18 protein-coding genes are annotated in these 17096 nt (G+C 62.2%); 17 read left to right on the top strand and 1 reads right to left on the bottom strand.

Translation table 11 applies throughout. The features are described 5' to 3' along the window. The first annotated feature begins 40 nt into the window (after positions 1–40). From HFL01S_RS23325 to HFL01S_RS23270, 12 genes are all read left to right on the top strand, one after another. Positions 41–1180 (top strand): type II secretion system F family protein, encoded by a 1140-nt coding sequence (locus HFL01S_RS23325; protein WP_169802372.1) that lies wholly within the window; start codon positions 41–43, stop codon positions 1178–1180. Between the two features lie 98 nt (positions 1181–1278). Further along, positions 1279–2880 carry a GspE/PulE family protein gene (locus HFL01S_RS23320; protein WP_245644942.1) on the top strand — a complete coding sequence of 534 codons (1602 nt, stop codon included), beginning with the start codon at positions 1279–1281 and terminating at the stop codon, positions 2878–2880. 22 nt (positions 2881–2902) lie between these two features. Beyond that, entirely contained in the window at positions 2903–4306 is a 1404-nt protein-coding gene (locus HFL01S_RS23315) for a hypothetical protein (RefSeq protein ID WP_157539064.1), read from the top strand. Continuing rightward, positions 4294–4938, top strand: coding sequence for a hypothetical protein (locus tag HFL01S_RS23310; protein ID WP_157539062.1), 645 nt, complete (start codon positions 4294–4296; stop codon positions 4936–4938). The genes HFL01S_RS23315 and HFL01S_RS23310 overlap by 13 nt, the downstream gene beginning before the upstream one ends. After that, a complete protein-coding gene (locus HFL01S_RS23305; RefSeq protein WP_066263417.1) occupies positions 4935–5492 on the top strand; it encodes a hypothetical protein in 558 nt (185 codons plus the stop codon). Before HFL01S_RS23310 ends, HFL01S_RS23305 begins: the two co-directional genes overlap by 4 nt. Continuing rightward, complete coding sequence (locus HFL01S_RS23300) at positions 5489–7975, top strand: secretin GspD/PilQ domain-containing protein (protein ID WP_084383598.1); 2487 nt, start codon at positions 5489–5491, stop codon at positions 7973–7975. Before HFL01S_RS23305 ends, HFL01S_RS23300 begins: the two co-directional genes overlap by 4 nt. After that, positions 7975–8466 carry a type II secretion system protein gene (locus tag HFL01S_RS23295; protein ID WP_066263414.1) on the top strand — a complete coding sequence of 164 codons (492 nt, stop codon included), beginning with the start codon at positions 7975–7977 and terminating at the stop codon, positions 8464–8466. The genes HFL01S_RS23300 and HFL01S_RS23295 overlap by 1 nt, the downstream gene beginning before the upstream one ends. Positions 8467–8473: 7 nt before the next feature. Next, positions 8474–8893 (top strand): type II secretion system protein, encoded by a 420-nt coding sequence (locus tag HFL01S_RS23290; RefSeq protein WP_066263446.1) that lies wholly within the window; start codon positions 8474–8476, stop codon positions 8891–8893. 14 nt (positions 8894–8907) lie between these two features. Next, entirely contained in the window at positions 8908–9462 is a 555-nt protein-coding gene (locus HFL01S_RS23285; protein WP_157539060.1) for a type II secretion system protein, read from the top strand. Between the two features lies 1 nt (position 9463). Next, positions 9464–10423 carry a rhodanese-like domain-containing protein gene (locus tag HFL01S_RS23280; protein WP_066263410.1) on the top strand — a complete coding sequence of 320 codons (960 nt, stop codon included), beginning with the start codon at positions 9464–9466 and terminating at the stop codon, positions 10421–10423. Positions 10424–10560: 137 nt separating this feature from the next. After that, positions 10561–11310: a transglutaminase-like domain-containing protein gene (locus tag HFL01S_RS23275; protein ID WP_066263409.1), complete on the top strand. Its 750-nt coding sequence runs from the start codon at positions 10561–10563 to the stop codon at positions 11308–11310. A gap of 335 nt (positions 11311–11645) precedes the next feature. Continuing rightward, positions 11646–12614 (top strand): IS5 family transposase, encoded by a 969-nt coding sequence (locus HFL01S_RS23270; RefSeq protein ID WP_066263407.1) that lies wholly within the window; start codon positions 11646–11648, stop codon positions 12612–12614. Between the two features lie 296 nt (positions 12615–12910). Here HFL01S_RS23270 and HFL01S_RS23265 read toward each other — a convergent pair whose 3' ends face one another. Next, entirely contained in the window at positions 12911–13213 is a 303-nt protein-coding gene (locus tag HFL01S_RS23265; protein WP_066263403.1) for a hypothetical protein, read from the bottom strand. Between the two features lie 85 nt (positions 13214–13298). Here HFL01S_RS23265 and HFL01S_RS23260 point away from each other — a divergent pair, with 85 nt between their 5' ends. From HFL01S_RS23260 to HFL01S_RS23240, 5 genes are all read left to right on the top strand, one after another. Then, positions 13299–13685 (top strand): SLOG family protein, encoded by a 387-nt coding sequence (locus HFL01S_RS23260; RefSeq protein ID WP_066263401.1) that lies wholly within the window; start codon positions 13299–13301, stop codon positions 13683–13685. A gap of 149 nt (positions 13686–13834) precedes the next feature. After that, positions 13835–14572: a DUF3577 domain-containing protein gene (locus HFL01S_RS23255; RefSeq protein WP_245644940.1), complete on the top strand. Its 738-nt coding sequence runs from the start codon at positions 13835–13837 to the stop codon at positions 14570–14572. A 142-nt stretch (positions 14573–14714) separates the two neighbouring features. After that, complete coding sequence (locus HFL01S_RS23250) at positions 14715–14960, top strand: hypothetical protein (RefSeq protein WP_245644931.1); 246 nt, start codon at positions 14715–14717, stop codon at positions 14958–14960. After that, the gene (locus HFL01S_RS23245) at positions 14957–15157 is read left to right on the top strand and encodes a hypothetical protein (protein ID WP_066263397.1); all 201 of its coding nucleotides are present in this window, start codon (positions 14957–14959) and stop codon (positions 15155–15157) included. Before HFL01S_RS23250 ends, HFL01S_RS23245 begins: the two co-directional genes overlap by 4 nt. Positions 15158–15225: 68 nt before the next feature. Beyond that, positions 15226–16659, top strand: coding sequence for a DNA cytosine methyltransferase (locus HFL01S_RS23240; protein WP_084383596.1), 1434 nt, complete (start codon positions 15226–15228; stop codon positions 16657–16659). Positions 16660–17096 lie beyond the last annotated feature (437 nt).

Here is a 17096-nt window from a genome sequence, read left to right as displayed (position 1 = left end):
GAAGGTTCAGACCCCGGACGGATCGCAGCAGTGGCGTGACATGCATGGCGTCTCCGAGAGCGAGGCCGTCCGGAAGCTGGTGGCTCGCGGGCTTCGGGTTCTGGCGGTGGATTCTGGCTCGGCCGCGCCGGCGGCAGTGCCGCTGCGTGGGCGTGAACGCTTCGGGCTGCTGCTGTTCAGCCAGGAACTGCTGGCCTTGCTGGACGCGGGCCTGAACCTGACCGAGGCCCTGGAAACCTTGCACGCCAAGGAGCGGCAGGCTGCGGCTCATGATGTCTTGACCCGGGTGTTGCATCTGCTGCGCGAGGGACGGAGCTTCTCGGATGTGTTGGCCTCAATGCCTCAGCACTTTCCGGAGGTCTACGTGGCCACCGTGCGGGCCTCGGAGCGCACCGGGGATCTGCCCCAGACGCTGGCGCGGTACATCGCGTACCAGGCGCAGTTCGACGCGATCCGCAAGAAGCTCGTGTCTGCGGCGATCTATCCGGCCATGCTGCTGGTGGTCGGTGGCTTTGTGACCCTGTTTCTGCTGGGCTATGTGGTGCCGCGGTTTGCGGCGGTGTACGAAACCTCGGGCCGCGATCTGCCCTGGATGTCGGCCGCCCTGCTGGCTGTGGGGCGGGCGATCTACCAGCATGGTGCGATGGCCTTGGTCGCCTTGGTGCTGGTTCTGGCCGCCGCGGGATGGTTGGTGTTCAGTGGCCAGGGTCGCCAGGCCGTGCTGTCGAAGGTGCTGCAACTGCCCGTGCTGGCCAGGCGCGTCGACGAGTTCCGGATGGCCCGCTTCTACCGGGCGGTGAGCCTGTTGCTGGCGGCGGGCATTCCCTTGTCCAGGGCCATGGGCATGGTGACGGGCTTGCTCAGCGGCGAGCAGCAGCGGCGGCTCCTGCGTTGCCGGCAGGCTGTGGAGGAGGGGCAGAGCCTGTCGGTGGCGCTGGTGGCCACTTCGCTGGCCAGTCCGGTCGCGGAGTCCCTGGTGCGTGTGGGGGAGCGGTCTGGGCAACTGGCCCAGATGCTGGAGCGGACCGCGCAGTTTTCTGATGACGACTTTGCACGGTGGGTGGACTGGACCTCGCGCCTGCTGGAGCCGGTGCTGATGACGGTGATCGGCGTGGTGATCGGTGTGGTGGTGGTTCTGATGTATCTGCCCATCTTCGATCTGGCGGGGAGCCTGCAGTGAACGATCTAGCGACCGCTGGGGCGATGGCGCCGCCAGCCGGGTTGACGGCTGAGCATCTGTCTGCGGCGCGGCGGCAATGTGCCAGCGACGACCTGTCCATGGTGCAGGCCCTGCAAAAAGTTGTGGGGTGGGATGCGCCGTCCTTGATGTCTGCGCTGGCGCAGAGTTTTGGATATCCCGCACTGGCCATGCCGCAGTTGCAGGACCTGGCGCCGGAGTTCGGCGCCATCGCGTTCACCGAGTGCCAGCAAAGAGGGGTTGTGCTGGGGAGTGTCGGGGCAAACCGGCGCGTGCTGGTGCTGGCCGATCCGTTCGACGAGGCGACCGAGGTCTGGGCCCTTCAAAAAGCCCGGGCCTTGCCCGGCCACACCGAGGTCGCACTGGCCCACCCGGACGATCTGGCCGCCTTTCTTGCTCAGCAGGAGCAGCGCATGCGGGCCATGGACGGATTTGATCCGCTCCAGGTCCATGCGGTGGATGAAGAGGTGGCCGCCGACATCTCGCTGGCCTCCATCAGTGGCGAGGACAGCGCCGTGGTGCGCCTGGTGAACTCGACCATTTACGACGCCTTGAAATTGCAGGCCAGCGACATCCACCTGGAATGCGATGCGGGTTGTCTGCATGTCCAGTACCGGATCGACGGTGTGCTGGTTCCAATCACACAGGTGTCGGGTCAGGACACCGCCGAGCAGGTGATCTCACGCATCAAGGTGATGGCCGAGCTGGACATTGCCGAGCGCCGTGTGCCGCAAGACGGCCGCTTCAAGGTGCGCATTGCGGGGCGGGACATTGATTTTCGTGTCTCGGTGATGCCCAACATCTTTGGGGAAGATGCCGTCCTGCGTTTGCTCGACCGGCAGTCGTTGACCGAAGAGGCCAAATCGCTGAGGCTGGACAACCTGGGGCTGGACGGTGCCTCCATGACCACGATTCGGCGGCTGGCCTCCAAACCGCACGGCATGCTGCTGGTCACCGGGCCGACGGGATCGGGCAAGACCACCACCCTCTATGCCGCCATCACCGAGATCCACAGCGGTCGCGAGAAGATCGTGACCATCGAGGACCCCGTGGAGTACCGGTTGCCACGCGTGCTGCAGATTCCGGTCAATGAGAAAAAAGGACTGACGTTCGCGCGAGGTCTTCGCTCCATTCTTCGGCACGACCCGGACAAGATCATGGTGGGGGAGATCCGCGACGACGAGACTGCCCAAATTGCCGTGCAGGCGGCGCTGACCGGTCACCTGGTGTTCACCACGGTGCACGCCAACAATGTGTTCGATGTGCTGGGGCGGTTTCTGCACATGGGGGTGGATGCGTACAGCTTCGCTGCAGCGCTCAACGGCATCGTGGCGCAGCGCTTGCTCCGGATGAACTGTGTGCATTGTTCGGTGGAAGCGACGGTTGAGGACGACGCACTGGCACAGCTGGGCCTGAGCAAGGACCAGGTCGAAGGCTGGAGCTTCAAGGCCGGACGGGGATGCGGCCACTGTCGTGGGGTAGGGTACAAGGGCCGAAAGGCTGCTGCCGAAGTGCTCGTGCTCGATGACACCATGAGGGAGCTCATCGCCGAGCGCGCACCGATTTCTGCGCTCAAGGCGCATGCGGCCTCTGCAGGCTTGCGTCCCTTGTTGCACACGGCGCTGGACTGGGTCGCACGCGGCGAAACGACCCTGGAGGAGGTGCTGCGTGTCACGGGCTAAGCGGTCTGCTGCGCAACGACCGGTGCATGAACGAACCTGCTGGGTCGTGCTGGGCTCGCGCGAGATTCACTGGGGGGAGGTGGTTCGCGGGGAGGTCGGCGCCCACTGGATGGCAATGGGGTCGGTGCCGCTTTCCGACGAGGCGCGAGGCTCACGGAGTGGGCTGGCGAGCACCCTGACCGCCTTGTTGCCGGCGTTGCCGTTTTCTTCGGCGGAAGCCGGAACGCCGCTTCACCTGTGGTTGGACGATGTCTGGGTGCCCATGGGCATGGTGCCCTGGAGCGACGCGCTCTTGGACGACCGCTCGGCGTCGGCGTCTGCGCGATCCGCTCTGATGGAGCTCGGGTACGACCTGCATTCGGGGGATTCGCTGCGGCTGGATTACATGCCGTGGGGACAGCCACGCCTGGCCATTGCCTACCCTACGGAGGTCCTGGCCTGGATTGAAGATCGTTCTACGGCTTGGAATGTGCCGCTGGCGGGTGTGCACGCGGGGGCGGTCGCCGGCTGGTCCGCATTGGCGGAGCATTCTTCGGCGTCGGCCTTGGCGGTGCTGACCGATGAGCACCTTGTGGTCATGGGGGCACCTTCAGGGGCCCGACGGCTGGCCGAGTTTCACCCGGTGGCCCTGGGCGGCTTAGGGCGTCGAGAGAGCGACGTTGAAGGACTTTCAGCGGCAGAGGTTGAACGGGCTTGGCGCCGACTGACTGTGCGCCATCCCCAGTGGGAGGCGGTCGATGGCATTGCACTGCTCAACTGCGCGACGCATGGCCAATCGTTGGGGGAGCTGCCCGGACCTTTTCAGGCCTTGGAGGCCGCATGGCCAACGGATAGCGATGGCGTGCAGGGACAGTCTCTAGGGGATCTGCTGGTGCTGCTCAGCACTTCGATGGCTCCCCATGCCTTGTCCTGGTCTGTGAAGAAGCGCAACCCAAGACCCTTCCTGGTGTTGACGGCGGTGGCCTCGTGCCTGGGTTTGGCCGCGATGGTGGTGGCCATGGGCCAACAGCTCCGAGCAGAGGCTGTGCTGGATGAGTCGATTTCTGGATGGGTTCAGCGCAGCGCGCCGACCAGGCGTGAGCCTCCGCTGACCAAACAGGAGGCGGCCCGTGTGCCGGCCGTCAACCAGGCCATCCGTCAGCTGAATCTGCCCGTGCAAGGTTTGTTGCAGGCGCTGGAGCCGCCCAAAGACCTGATGGTGGCGGTGCTGAGTGTTGACAGCGTGGGACAGGTCGCTGCGTCGGGCCAAAGCTCCAGTGTGCGCATCGTTGCCCAGACACCCAACAGCGCCGACATGACCCGCTATGTGGCCTTTGTCGGTGGGCGGCGTCCGTTCACAGGCGCCTACCTGCGCAAACATGAATGGGTGGACGCCTCCCGGCAGAAGCAGGTTCGTTTCACCCTGGAGGCCACATGGAACGAATGAGCGGGGTTGGCGCGTGGCTGGTGTGGACGCTTCGGATGGGCGTCAGGCGCTTGGGGCGTCGCTGCGGTGTGTGGGGCTGGATCAATGTCGCGTTGATGGCGGCCTTGCTGGCGGGTGGGGCTTGGCTGCTCTGGCACGACACCGTGTTGGCCAACAAGCAAAGGGAATTGGCCGCGCTGGATGCGGCCCAGGGCCGTCGCGATGGTGTCGGCGATGCGCTGTTGGTGGCCAGTTCCGCTGCCGCCCGCCGCGATCTGAAAGCCTTTGACGAGCGGCTGTTGGCCCATCGGTCGCTGCCGCAGGCCATTCAAGACCTGCTCAGAAGTGCGGAAGACCAAGGGCTGTTGATCGAACGAGGGGACTACGTCACCTTGGTAGAGGCACAGGGCGGGTTCATGCGACTGCGGATGAACCTTCCCGTCAAAGGCCCGGCACAGGCCGTTCACCGCTTCATCCGCAGTGCGCTGTTGCAGCAACCCCAACTGGCACTGGAGGGGATTCGTTTCAAGCGTGAGGGCGTGCAGACGGGAACCGTCGAGGCCCAGCTGAACTGGGTCTTGTTCACCCGGTTGTCTGAAGTGCCTGCACCAGAGGCTCAACCTGTGCGCGGTGCGCAAGGAGAGGGGCCATGAACCGTCGCCACTGGATGCTGGCCTTGGGGCTGGGCGCCACCGTGGTGGCCGCCTGGTTCGCTCCGCCGCCGCAAGCGGCCGATGGCCTTGAGCTGAGTGATCGTTCTATCCAGGCCGGCGCGGCGAAGCCCCGAAGCCCGTCCGATCCAATGCCGGGAACAGGTGCGCGCACCGCACCGGACGAACCTGAAGTGCTGACGATTCGTGCTCGGTCTGTGGATGCAGAGGCCGATCCATTGAGTGAGCTGTTCGCCTCTCCTTCCTGGGCGTCCGCCGAACCCAAGCCCGCGACGGCCGCCCGGTCGTCCGTGGTCGAACCGGAGAGCACTTCGCCGCCGACAGCGCCACCGCTTCCCTTTGTTTTCATGGGCCGAATGAGCGATGGTGGACAGCAGACGTATTTCTTGCGCCATGGCGACCAAAGCATCGTGGCGCAGGTGGGAGACACCCTATTGAGTCAGTACCGGGTTGAGGCCGTGGACGGCAACAAGCTGGTGCTGCGCTACCTGCCTTTGAACGAGTTGCAGAGCCTTGATCTGGGAAGCTCTTTGTGAAATTCGACAAGATGACAAGCATTTTTGAATCTTCGGCCCGACCTGGGTTCTGCCGGCACGTTCGCTTGATGGGCTCGGTGCTGCTCCTGACAGTGCTGCTCGGTGGTTGTGCAGGAACCCTGGCCTTCAGGGAAGGCCAGTCGTTGATGACGGATGGGCGGGTCGAGGAGGGCCTGAAGAAGCTGGAAGAAGCGGTTGAGCTGGAACCGCGCAACGCCGAGTTCCGGATTCATCTGGCCAACAGCCGGACATCGGTGATCAACCGGTTGATGGATGCGGCCGATGTGGCCGCCCGGAGCGGACAGATCAGCGAGTCGGAGAAGCTGTTGCGCAGGGCGCAAAGCCTGGACCCACGCAGCGACCGCGTCAAGCAAGGCCTGGAGGCGCTCATCAAGGAGCGCCAGCACCGCCAGGTGATTCAGGAGGCGCAAGCCTTGCTCAACCAGGGCACGCAGGCTTCCTTGAGCGACGCTCAGGAAAAGATCAGGATCGTTCTGGCCGCCAACCCCGGCCAACGCGACGCTTTGGCGCTCAAGGCACGCATCAACGAACAACTCACCAAGCTCAAGCGACCGGATGCCGAGCTGGCCGCCTCGTTCCGCAAGGCGATCTCGCTGGAGTTTCGGGATGCTCCACTTCGGGCGGTGTTCGATGTGGTGGCCAAAGTGTCTGGGTTGAACTTCTACTACGACCGGGACATCCGGCCCGACATCAAGGCCACGATCCTCGCGAAGAACACGTCGGTGGAGGACGCCATTCGCATGGTGCTGCTGACCAATCAGCTGGAGATGAAGGTCCTCAATGAAAACTCGGTGCTGGTGTACCCCAACACTCCCCAGAAGCTCAAGGACTACCAGTCACTGTCGGTGCGAACCTTCTTTTTGACCAATGCGGATGTCAAGGCGGTCTCCAACTCGATCAAGACGCTGGTCAAGACCAAGGACCTGGTGGTGGATGAGCGCCTGGGCGTGATTATCATGCGCGACACACCGGAGGCCATTCGCATGGCCGAGCGGATTGTGGCTTTGCAGGACATGAGCGATCCGGAAGTTGTTCTGGATGTGGAGATCCTGGAGGTCAAGCGCTCGCGACTGCTGGAGTTGGGTGTCCAGTGGCCCAGTCAGTTGTCCCTCTCCCCGGTGCTGGTGGACGATGTACCGCTTCGGTTGACGGATCTGGCACGCATTCGGCCTTCGACCCTGGAGGTGTCCTTCGGCAAAGGGCTCATCAATGCCCGCAAGGAGGATCAGGATGGCCGCATTCTGGCCAACCCGAGGATTCGCGTCCGCAACAAGGAGAAGGCCAAGATCCAGATCGGCGACCGGGTGCCGGTGATCACCACGACCTCCACCACGACAGGCTTCGCCTCCGAGTCGGTGAGTTATGTGGATGTGGGACTGAAGCTGGAGGTCGAGCCCAACATCTATCTGGACAACGACGTGGCCATCAAGGTGAATCTGGAGGTCTCCAATCTGGTGCGCGAGATCACCAGTGCGGGAGGCTCTCTTTCGTATCAGATCGGCACGCGAGGTGCCAACACGGTGCTTCGCCTCAAGGATGGTGAGACCCAGGTCCTGGCGGGGTTGATCAGTGATGAGGACCGAAGCACAGCCAACAAGGTGCCGGGTCTGGGTGAGCTTCCGGTGGCCGGGCGCCTCTTTGGAAGTCAGAAGGACGACACACAGAGGAGTGAAATCCTGCTGTCGATCACGCCACGAATCGTTCGTGCGATTCAAAGGCCCGATCTGCTGGACGCACAGTTCGACAGTGGAACCGAAGCGAGCGCGGGAGCCAAAGAGCTGCGGCTCAGTGGGGCAGAACCGCAGGAAGCGGCGGCTTCTGCGGCCATGCCAGGGGGCGTGGGTTCCGCACCTGCCACTGCGGCTCCGCGACCAAGCGAGCAGAACACCTCCCCTGGAGGCCATGTCACAGGGGCGGCTGCGGCGGAGCTGGCGGCTCCCACCAAAGCGGTCGTTCCGCCTACCGCGGCGCCCTCAACGGCTGCGCCGCAAGGGCGTGAGAAGTCATCGTCCCCGGCCCCTCAGGCCGCGAAGGCAACAGGAGGTGCCCCGAGCCTGTCCTGGCAGGCCCCCTCTCAGGTGAGGGCCGGGGAACAGTTCAGCATGGTCCTGCAGCTGACCAGTCAGCGCCCCCTTCAAGGAATGCCGTTGCTGCTGGCGTTTGACCCGTTGCTGCTGCAGGTGGCCAGCGTGCGGGAGGGGGAGTACTTCAAGCAAGGCGATGCCCGCACGACGTTCAGCCAGCGTGTGGACCAGGCCAGTGGCAAGCTGTTCCTTTCCCTGGTTCGCCAGGGCGGCGGTGCCGACCCTGGAATCAATGGCAATGCAAGCGTGGTGGTGGTCACCTTCAAGGCCCTCAAGGCCTCGACCGAACCCAAGGTGCTGGTCATGTCGGCAACGCCTGAACCGGCGGGTGATCCGGCTGTGCTGCCTGCGCCTCAAGCTGTTCGAGTGACGCCCTGATGGACCTTCGCTGTTCGATGCGCCGAGAGTCGGGCTTCACGTTCGTGGAGCTGATGGTCACCCTGGCGATCATGGCCATCCTGGTGACCGTGGCTGTGCCACTGGTGCAGGTCTCGGCTCAGAGAGAGAAAGAGAAGGAGCTGAGATCGGCCTTGATGGAGATCCGGGAGGCCCTTGATGCGTACAAGCGCGCCACCGAACAAGGGCGGGTGGCCGTCAGCCTGGGCGAGTCCGGGTACCCCAAGACGCTGGAGGTGCTGGTTGAAGGTGTTGCCGACCAGCGCAGTTCAATGCAAAAGAAGATCTACTTCTTGCGGCGCATCCCCAGGGATCCGATGGCCGACCCCTCTGTGGCGGACCCGGCCAAGACCTGGGGACTGCGAAGCTACCAGTCCCCTCCGGACGACCCGCAGGAAGGAGACGACGTGTTCGATGTGTACTCGACTTCTGAGAAGCAGGGCCTCAATGGCGTCCCGTACCGCAACTGGTGATCAAGTGATGAGTGCCATTTCAAGCACGGTGCGTGAGCCAGGTAGAGCGCCAAGCCCGAGAAGGGGCGGCTTTACCCTGATCGAGCTGCTGGTGGTACTGGCCATCGTGGCCCTGCTGCTCACGATCGTGACGCCGAGGTACATGAACTCGGTGGAGCGTGCAAAAGAGGTTGCCTTGAAGGAAAACCTCAAGGTCATGCGCACAAGCATTGATCGCTTCCAGGGTGACAAGGGGCGCTATCCGGCGTCTTTGGAGGAGCTGGTCAAAGAGCGCTATCTCAGAGCCATTCCGCCAGACCCCGTCACCGAATCCGTTGCCAGCTGGATTGTGGTTCCCTCGGACGATCCTGAAGTCGAAGGCATCTCGGATGTGAAGAGCGGGGCACAGGGTCAGGCCATGGACGGCTCGGCGTATACGCAGTGGTGACATCGGTTTTCGGCATGCCCCACGTGTCCTTTCAAAGCATGCGGCTGCAATCTGGTTTCAGCTACCTGTGGCTGCTCATGCTCGTTGCTTTGATGGGATTGGGGCTGTCGGTCGTAGGCGATGTTCACGTCACGCTGGTCAAGCGCGAAAGGGAGAAGGAATTGCTGGCGATTGGTCGGCAGTTTCAGACAGCCATTCGTCGATACCACGACCATCGACCGGGAGGCACTCCGCCTCAGTACCCGCCCTCCCTGGACGAATTGCTGCTGGATTCCCGAGCGCCGGGAACGCTCAGACACTTGCGAAAGATCTATGTGGATCCCATGACCGGTGAACCTCAGTGGGGCCTCATCAAGAAGGGCAATCGTGTGATCGGCGTGCACTCCCTGTCAGGGGCGGCGGTACTGAAGCAGTCCGGATTCGAACCCGGGCAGGAATCGCTCGCAGGCAAGGAGAAATATTCCGAGTGGCACTTTGTAGTTTCCATGGAGCCGGAGGCGCCGCCTTCAGCGGTACAACCCGACACCATGGGCGACAAGAACGGCGGATCTCCAGAGAAGGACCAATGAAATGAAGCAAGAGCGGGTACGGCAGTTTTCATTGATGCGTTGGTGGCGTTGGCGCTGGGTGCGACTGGGGTGCGCGGCAAGCCTGGCGGCGCTGGCGGGTGTGGCGGGTGCGCAGGCCATTTCACCCAGCGAGTTGCCCAAAGTGCTGAAAGAGCTCCCCAGAGCGGGTGCCATGTGCAAGAGAGATTCGGCTGAAGACGTCGGGCCGCCTTTGAGTGGGGGTGTCGCGCGTGATGCAGACCTTGGCTGCTTGCTTTCGCCGGGTGAAGTGCAGGCGCGCTGGACACCTGCCACATCGGCCTTGTTCGACCTTCGCTCTCGTTCCCGGTACGAGCGCTTTCATCTGGAAGGAGCGGTGAGCTCCAGCGAGGCCGAACTGCTGTCCAAGCCTTACTGGAAAGAAAAGCATGTTGTCCTTGTCGGAGAGGGGCGCGACGATGCTCGCCTGGCGATGGTGTGCGGGCGCTTGAAGCAGGCCGGTTACCGAAACGTGATGGTCATGCAGGGTGGCATGCTGGGCGCTGTTCGGGATGGGCGGACGGTGCTGGGTATGCCAGAGCGGCTCGGTGCCATGGCTCAAATCGGCACTGAAGAACTTTGGTACCTGATGAGGCAGCCGACCACGCTGGCATTGGCTGACGGGGAACGGGGTGAGTTCCTGAAGGTCAAGGAGTTTCGTTTGGTCAGGCCGTTACCGGACTTGAATGAAGCTGGTTTGGCCAAGGCGCTGGAGGCTTCGGTTTCTGGCAAAGGCGCGTCGCGTCCATCGATCAAGGCCGTGGTTCTGTTGTCCGGGCGATTGGACGACGATTCCCTGACCGTGCTGTCAAAGGCCGTGGCCCCAGCTCCGCTGCTGGTGTATTCAGAAACCTACGAAAGCTATCTTCGCGAGATGAACAAGCAGGCGGCCATGTGGAAAGCTCAGGAACGAGGTCCCAAAAAGACACCATGCCTCGGATGAATATGCTGCGGCGTCGGCATGTACTGGTGTCTGCGCTTGCTCTGGCGACCACCTCGCCAATGGTCCAGGCCGGAACAGTGTCTCGGAGCGGATGTGAGGTGCCTGGACATGCAGGCGAGGCGCGCAGGCGCTTGAGGATGAACGTTTCCCTGCACAACCCGTCAGGCAACGAACTTGTGGACATCGGCTTCTGGTGCTTTGTCCCCATGAGCACGCCAGACCAGACGCTTGCTCAGCTCTCAACCTCGATCCCTTACCTGTTGCGGGAAGATGCATTGGGCCAACAGGTGTTCTCGACGCGGATCGACAGGCTGGCTCCATACGGCAGCAGATCCTTGGCCCTTTCATTGACCGTAGTGAAGACCGCTGGGTCATGCCCAGTCGCAGGGGAGATGGCGCCGTGGCTGGGACCCGAGCAATTTATCGAGTCGGACGCTGCCGAAATTGTGTTGCTCGCAAGGAAGCTGCATCGCGGCAATGATGTTGAGACTGTTCGAGCAGCGTACCAGTGGGTTATGAGCGAGCTGCAATACGAAGGCTTTGTCGCCCAGGACCGAGGGGCGCTCTATGCCGCTCGAACGCGGACGGGAGACTGCACCGAGTACGCCGCGCTCCTGGTCGCTCTGTTGAGGTCCAACGGAATACCTGCGCGCTTGCTCGGCGGTTTTGTCGTGGACCAAGATGCGCTGCTCAGATCCGTGGACTATCACAACTGGGCGGAGGTCTGTATCGACGCACGGTGGCACATCGTGGACCCCCAAAAGGGCCGTTGGATGCCAACGTCTCTGAACTATGTTCCCTTCGAAATCTACCGAGAGCGCCACATCAACGAAATGGAGGGGGCACATCGGTTCAAGGTGGATGCCGATGTTCAGGTCGTGCTATGAGACAAGGGGCAATCGCCTATGACTTGGGCTTGGTTGCTCAGGTTTTGACTCCCGCCGGGGCGTTCCTCTTTCAACTGTGAATCCCGGACATGCCGAAAAAACGCCCGATGGTCGTGAGACCACCGGGCCGGTCAACCGGCACTGTGTCCGGCCCGCTCAGGGAGGAGAGGCGGGGAGGCTTGTACACCTCGCGAAACAGTGTATCGCGTGCGCCGCCCTATGATCAGGCGCGGTTCTCACTCAAAAATTCAGGGAAATGTGATGCTAGGGATGGTGTTCAAAACCCCATGGAGTCCCCGATGGTTTGAAGGACTTGGCAGGGCAACAATCACACCATGAAGAAACAAGCTGAACTGGGGTTGAACCTGATCACCAGGCGCACGCGCAAAGCGGTGTTCCTCGACGAGATGGAGCTGGTGGTGCCGTGGCGCGAACTCATCGCGCTGATTGCAGCGGCCTCGCCTGTGGCGACCACCGGACGCCCGCCGTTTGCGCACGAAACCATGCTGCGCATTCATTTCCTTCAGCAATGGTTCGGTCTGTCGGACTTGGCCATGGAAGAGGCCTTGTTCGAGGTCTCGCTCTACCGGGACTTCGCCGGTCTCTCGGGTACCGAGCGCATTCCCGATCGGGTCAGCATCCTGCGCTTTCGCCATCTGCTCGAAGAGCACCAGCTGAGCATCCAGATACTGGCCGCAGTCAACGCCACGCTCATTGACAAGGGGCTCATGCTCAAGGCGGGAACGGTGGTCGATGCCACGCTGATCGCCGCGCCCAGTTCGACCAAGAACAACAGCGGCGAACGTGACCCCGAAATGCACCAGACCAAGAAGGGGAATCAGTGGCACTTCGGGATGAAGGCACACATTGGCGTGGATGCCGATTCGGGCCTGGTGCACACGGTGGTAGGCACGGCCGCCAACGTCAACGATGTGACGCAGGCCGGTGCGCTGGTGCACGGTGAAGAGAGCGATGTGTTCGCCGACGCGGGCTACCAGGGTGTGGCCAAGCGCGAAGAGACGCAAGGCATCGAGGTGAACTGGCGCGTTGCCATGCGCCCGGGCAAACGCAAGGTGCTGGACAAGGCCACGCTGACGGGGCGCGTGCTCGATGAACTGGAGCACGTGAAGGCCCGCATCCGGGCCAAGGTGGAGCATCCGTTTCGGGTGATCAAACGCCAGTTCGGTCATATGAAGGTGCGCTACCGGGGCCTTGCGAAAAACACGGCTCAGTTGCACACGCTGTTTGCGCTGAGCAATCTGTGGATGGCGCGACACCGTCTTTTGCAGAGGATGCAGGGATGAGTGCGTCTGCAGTGCCCACGTGGGCCTTGATGAGGCCACAAACGGGGAACAAATCGACCTTTGAACGTTGGCAATCGATCAAAACGGGTGCAGCGCTTTCATGTCGCGAGATTCATTCGATCAACGGCCTTCGCTGCGCTGGTTTTGAACACCGTCCCTAGGAAAACTCTTCGTAGGAGCATTCAAGCTGCTGTTCGCGATCATCGGGGCGGGTGTGTTGATTTCGATCATTTCCGTGGTCGTCGTCGTCGTCCGGGAGACCTGGATCAAGTAGCGTCATGGCGCTTGCCGGGCTTTCAGAAGTGATAGCACCGACGAGCCCACTTGGCGGCGCGCGATAGCACCACGCCGAACATCAACGCGTAGACGCCCACCATCAGCGCTGCGCAGGCAAGGAGTGCGGCCCATGGCGGTACCACCGGAAGGATGGCGAGGTAGTAGTTGCCGGCTCGGCCAGAGGAGAGCGCCAGTGCAATCAGCAGTGGGCCACCGGCCAGGATGGCGAGGCCACCACCGAAAGCAATCCAACTACGGGCCGACTCGCGCATGTGGTGGGAGTCGTCGTACCGACTGGTCAACCACGCATAGACTTCATGCATTCAAACTCCTTGTCAGGTCGTTGCGAGGATTGTACAAACAGGGCTGTTTATTTGAACAGCATCCCTCTTTGATTCCTTTCGCATCATGGCTCCGCGTACATCCAAGGTCGGGGACCTTTCCGTGGTGGTGGTAGGTCCACGCACCTTTGTGCGCCGTGCGCCGGTCCTTGCCGTGCTGGAAAAGGCGCACCAACACAAACGGATCGCCAGAGTCATTCACGGGGGCACACCTGGCCCAGAGCTGTTCGCGGCACAGTGGGCCGCTGATCTGGGTCTAGAAGCGATCTGCTGCGCCGCCGACTGGGTGCAGCATCAGGAGCTGGCTGCGGTCGACCGAAACCGCAGGATGATCGTGGACTACGAACCTGATGGCGTGATCATCTTCCCTGGGACCCTTTTCGGCGACGACCTTGCCGCTCGTGCCGGCGCAGCCAAGATCGCTGTGTGGCGTCCACGTGTGCGTGAGCGATAGGCGTTGGTGTTGACAGCCGAAATATGCGCTGTTAACGTTCCTAGGTGATCTGCCCTCGGGCACCACGCGGCACCTCAACTCCTGGAAGGTGCACGGTTTGACCCCCAAGGTTTGACCTGGAGTTTCTGTCCTTCGTAACCCAGATCGGGATGTTCTCGCTCCCGATCTTGGCCTTACGGCTGGGCTTGGGTATGCGCGTTCTCCTGGTCTTCAACTTTTTGGAGATCTTCGAAATGAACGCCTCTACTTCTACCCAAGCTTCCCACTTCAATCTTCATGTCTCCGGCATCGGTTATCTCAACCGCGTCCGCTGGGTGCACCCGAAGCAACGTGGTCGCAGTGCTCAACCGTTTCTGGCCTGCAGCGTCTCGGCGCTGCGTGGCAATGCGGAAGCACCGGACTACACCTACTTCGATCTGCGGGTTTCCGGCCAGGAAGCGGCCGAACTCGTCGAGAAGTGCATGGAAGACGTCGACCAAAACCGCAAGGTGGTGATCTCGTTCAAGGTCGGGGACATCTACCCGCACTTGTACGAACGCGATGCGAAGGTGGACGGTCGCAAGACCGGTGGGAAGGAAATGGCATGCCTCATCAAAGGTCGCCTGCTCCTGATCAACACCATCACCGTCGACGGAACCCGTGTGTATGAGCGTCAGGCCGATGCGCAAGCAGAGCCTGGTGCCGACGACCATGCCGATGACATCCCGCCGCAAGGCTCGAATGACAGCGTGCTGGACGGCGGCGAGCAATCGCAGGATGAACCAGCGCCAGCGCGTGCAGAACAGGCCCGTCCTGTTCAACGCACCCAGGCACTTGCTCCCGCGAATGCACCTCGGCCTTCTTATTCGCGGCCCCGCATGGGTGCGCGTGAAACGGCGACAGCCTAGGCTGAACGCACTCTGAAACCCTCGCACCGCTTCGGCGGTCGAGGGTTTTTTCATGGCCTTTTGTTATTGCAAACCCGCGCGGTGTCGAGATACCGCGCAGGGCGGGGTGTCTCCGAACGCGCTTTTTCTCTGGAGATATCCCATGGCTAGCAAGATTGAACGTGAAGATGGTGTTCTCGACTTTCGCCGCTACGGCTACCTGACCTACGCTGGGTGTGCACGCCGCGCCGAGCTGCAGGTCCTGAAGTCCCGGGCGGGCTGGTACATCGGCACCGTGAACGAAGACGGTCTGCCGTGTGCCCGTGAAAGCCAGGAATACTGGCCCAGCGAAGCGCTTGCGCTGGAGGCTTTGACGAACGACACCTGGACCCAGAAAAACTGGCCATGACCCAAGCAGTCAAGAGCAAGCGCACCGGGTATCAGGCGTTGATCCAAGACGCAACCGGGGTGACTGACCTGGAGCACATCGAGCGCATCGAGGACACGATGCGCCATGTGATCTTCCACAGCACCTTGGACTGGCAAACGCGCGAGCAGCTCATGCAAGGCGCGCGCGAGGCCCTGCAGATCATCACTCTCGTCTGAACGACGTTTCTTCAACCGACCCCACCTGCCGCAAGGCCGTGGGGTTTCTCTTTTTCTGGACATCTGACATGAATGCTCTCACGCCTCACCTGGGCTACTGGCTCAAGAAACTGGGTTTGCATCGCGGCTCGCCGCGGCTTTGGTTTGAAACACATCGTCTGGGGTCGGCTGGCCTTCTTCCAGGCAGTCGATTCGATGTGGTGGCACTGGAACATGGCATCAAACTGGTGCCGAACTTACACGGTCAGTACGGGGTGAGCAGCAAGGAACGCAATGGCCGACAGCTGCCGGTCATCGACATCAACAGTCGGGAGGTGCTGGCGCCTCTTGGTGAACAACAGGTGGTCCGTGTGGTCGTGAGACTTGACGGCATCTTCGTGCTGCGCGTGGCATCGGAGCAGGCCAAGGCCGAGCGGATCGACCGCCTGCGTGCCAAACTCACTTCTGGCCAGCAGCTGGCCAGCGCCAGCATCGCCCATGGCGCTGGTGTGCTGTCCTACATGGCACATGCCGGATTCAAGGACGCCGGGATCGAGCTGGACATGAAGGTGCTCTGCGAGATCGACTCGGCCTACGTCGAGCAGTCGCTCAACTGCAATCCGGTCAGTGCAAACGCCACGCCCTTCTGTGCCCCCATCCAGGAGCTGGTGCAGGACGAATGGCTGATGCGCCAGGTGCCTCGGGTCGAAGTGCTGGAGATGGGCTTGCCCTGCTCAGGCGCATCACGAGCAGGGAAGTCCAAGCGTGGGCTGTCCATGATGGAAGACCACCCGGAGGTCGGGCATTTGATCTATGCCGCCCTGGCGCTGATCCAAAAGCTCCAACCTGCAGCCATCGTTCTGGAGAACGTCGAAGACTACCGGGTCAGCGCTTCCGCGCAGATGCTGCGGTCCCAGCTCCGGGACATGGGCTACCAGGTGCGCGAGCACGTCCTGCGTGCCCGTGACTTCGGGTCGCTGGAAAACCGGGTGCGTTGGGCCCTTGTGGCCACCACCGACGGATTGCCAGTGGTCGAGTCAGCCTCCCCACAGGGATCGGAGCCCGGGATCACCCTCGGGGCATTGCTCGATGACGTGGATGCCGACGCACCGTGCTGGTCGTCCATGGAGTACCTCAAAAGCAAAGAGGCCAGGGACTTGGCCGAAGGCAAGGGCTTTGCCATGCAGTTGGTCGACGCGAATTCCACCAGCGTGCCAACGATTCGCAAGGCGTACAACAAGGGCGGCTCGACCGACCCGTATGTCCGGCATCCTACCGATGCGAGGCTGTTGCGCAAATTGACCCCCGCAGAACACGCAAGGATCAAAGGCGTTCCGGAAACGCTGATCAGTGGGATGTCGGCGACGGGGGCCCACGAGGTGTTGGGGCAGGGCGTTGTCTGTGCTCCGTTTCGGGCGCTGTTTCATGAACTGGCCGAGTGCTTCAAGCGTCTTCGGGATCACGGCCCGGTTTGGATCGGTGAGTGCACTTGCGCCCACCGGTTGACCGGCGCCATCGGGTAGCTGCCACCAGGCACACCTGGCCTTCAGGGCGGGGTGCCTGGTGCTCCCGCACCACGCTGGCCAGTCAGGCGAGCAGGCGCCGCATCGCGTCAGGGCACACACAAAATTGATGCGTTGCGGTATCCTCAAGACTTTCCGAGCGTTCACCGGCATCGCTTCAAAGAGCCGGAGCCAGCACTGCTGGCACATGATCCACGTCAACCCCTGAAGCGTGGACGCTCCTTCGGGAACCGGGGTTTCTGTCCTCACTGGTCGCCTCGCTGATGCACACCTCGACGCCAGACCAGCAAAGCTGCCAGGTCGGAAGCCTGTCAGTTCTGTAGAAGCTCGGAGGCGCCGACCCGCTCCCTTGTGGGTCGGCCGTTTCCTTGTAATTGCACTTCACTGTTTTTCAACCCTGTCGGGATGCATCTCCCGGCACGGTGCTGGTGTGTGTG

The organism is Hydrogenophaga flava NBRC 102514, assembly GCF_001571145.1.
GTDB lineage: Bacteria > Pseudomonadota > Gammaproteobacteria > Burkholderiales > Burkholderiaceae_C > Hydrogenophaga > Hydrogenophaga flava.
Note: the sequence above shows the minus strand (reverse complement) of the source record. Positions and strands in the feature narration are given on the sequence as shown.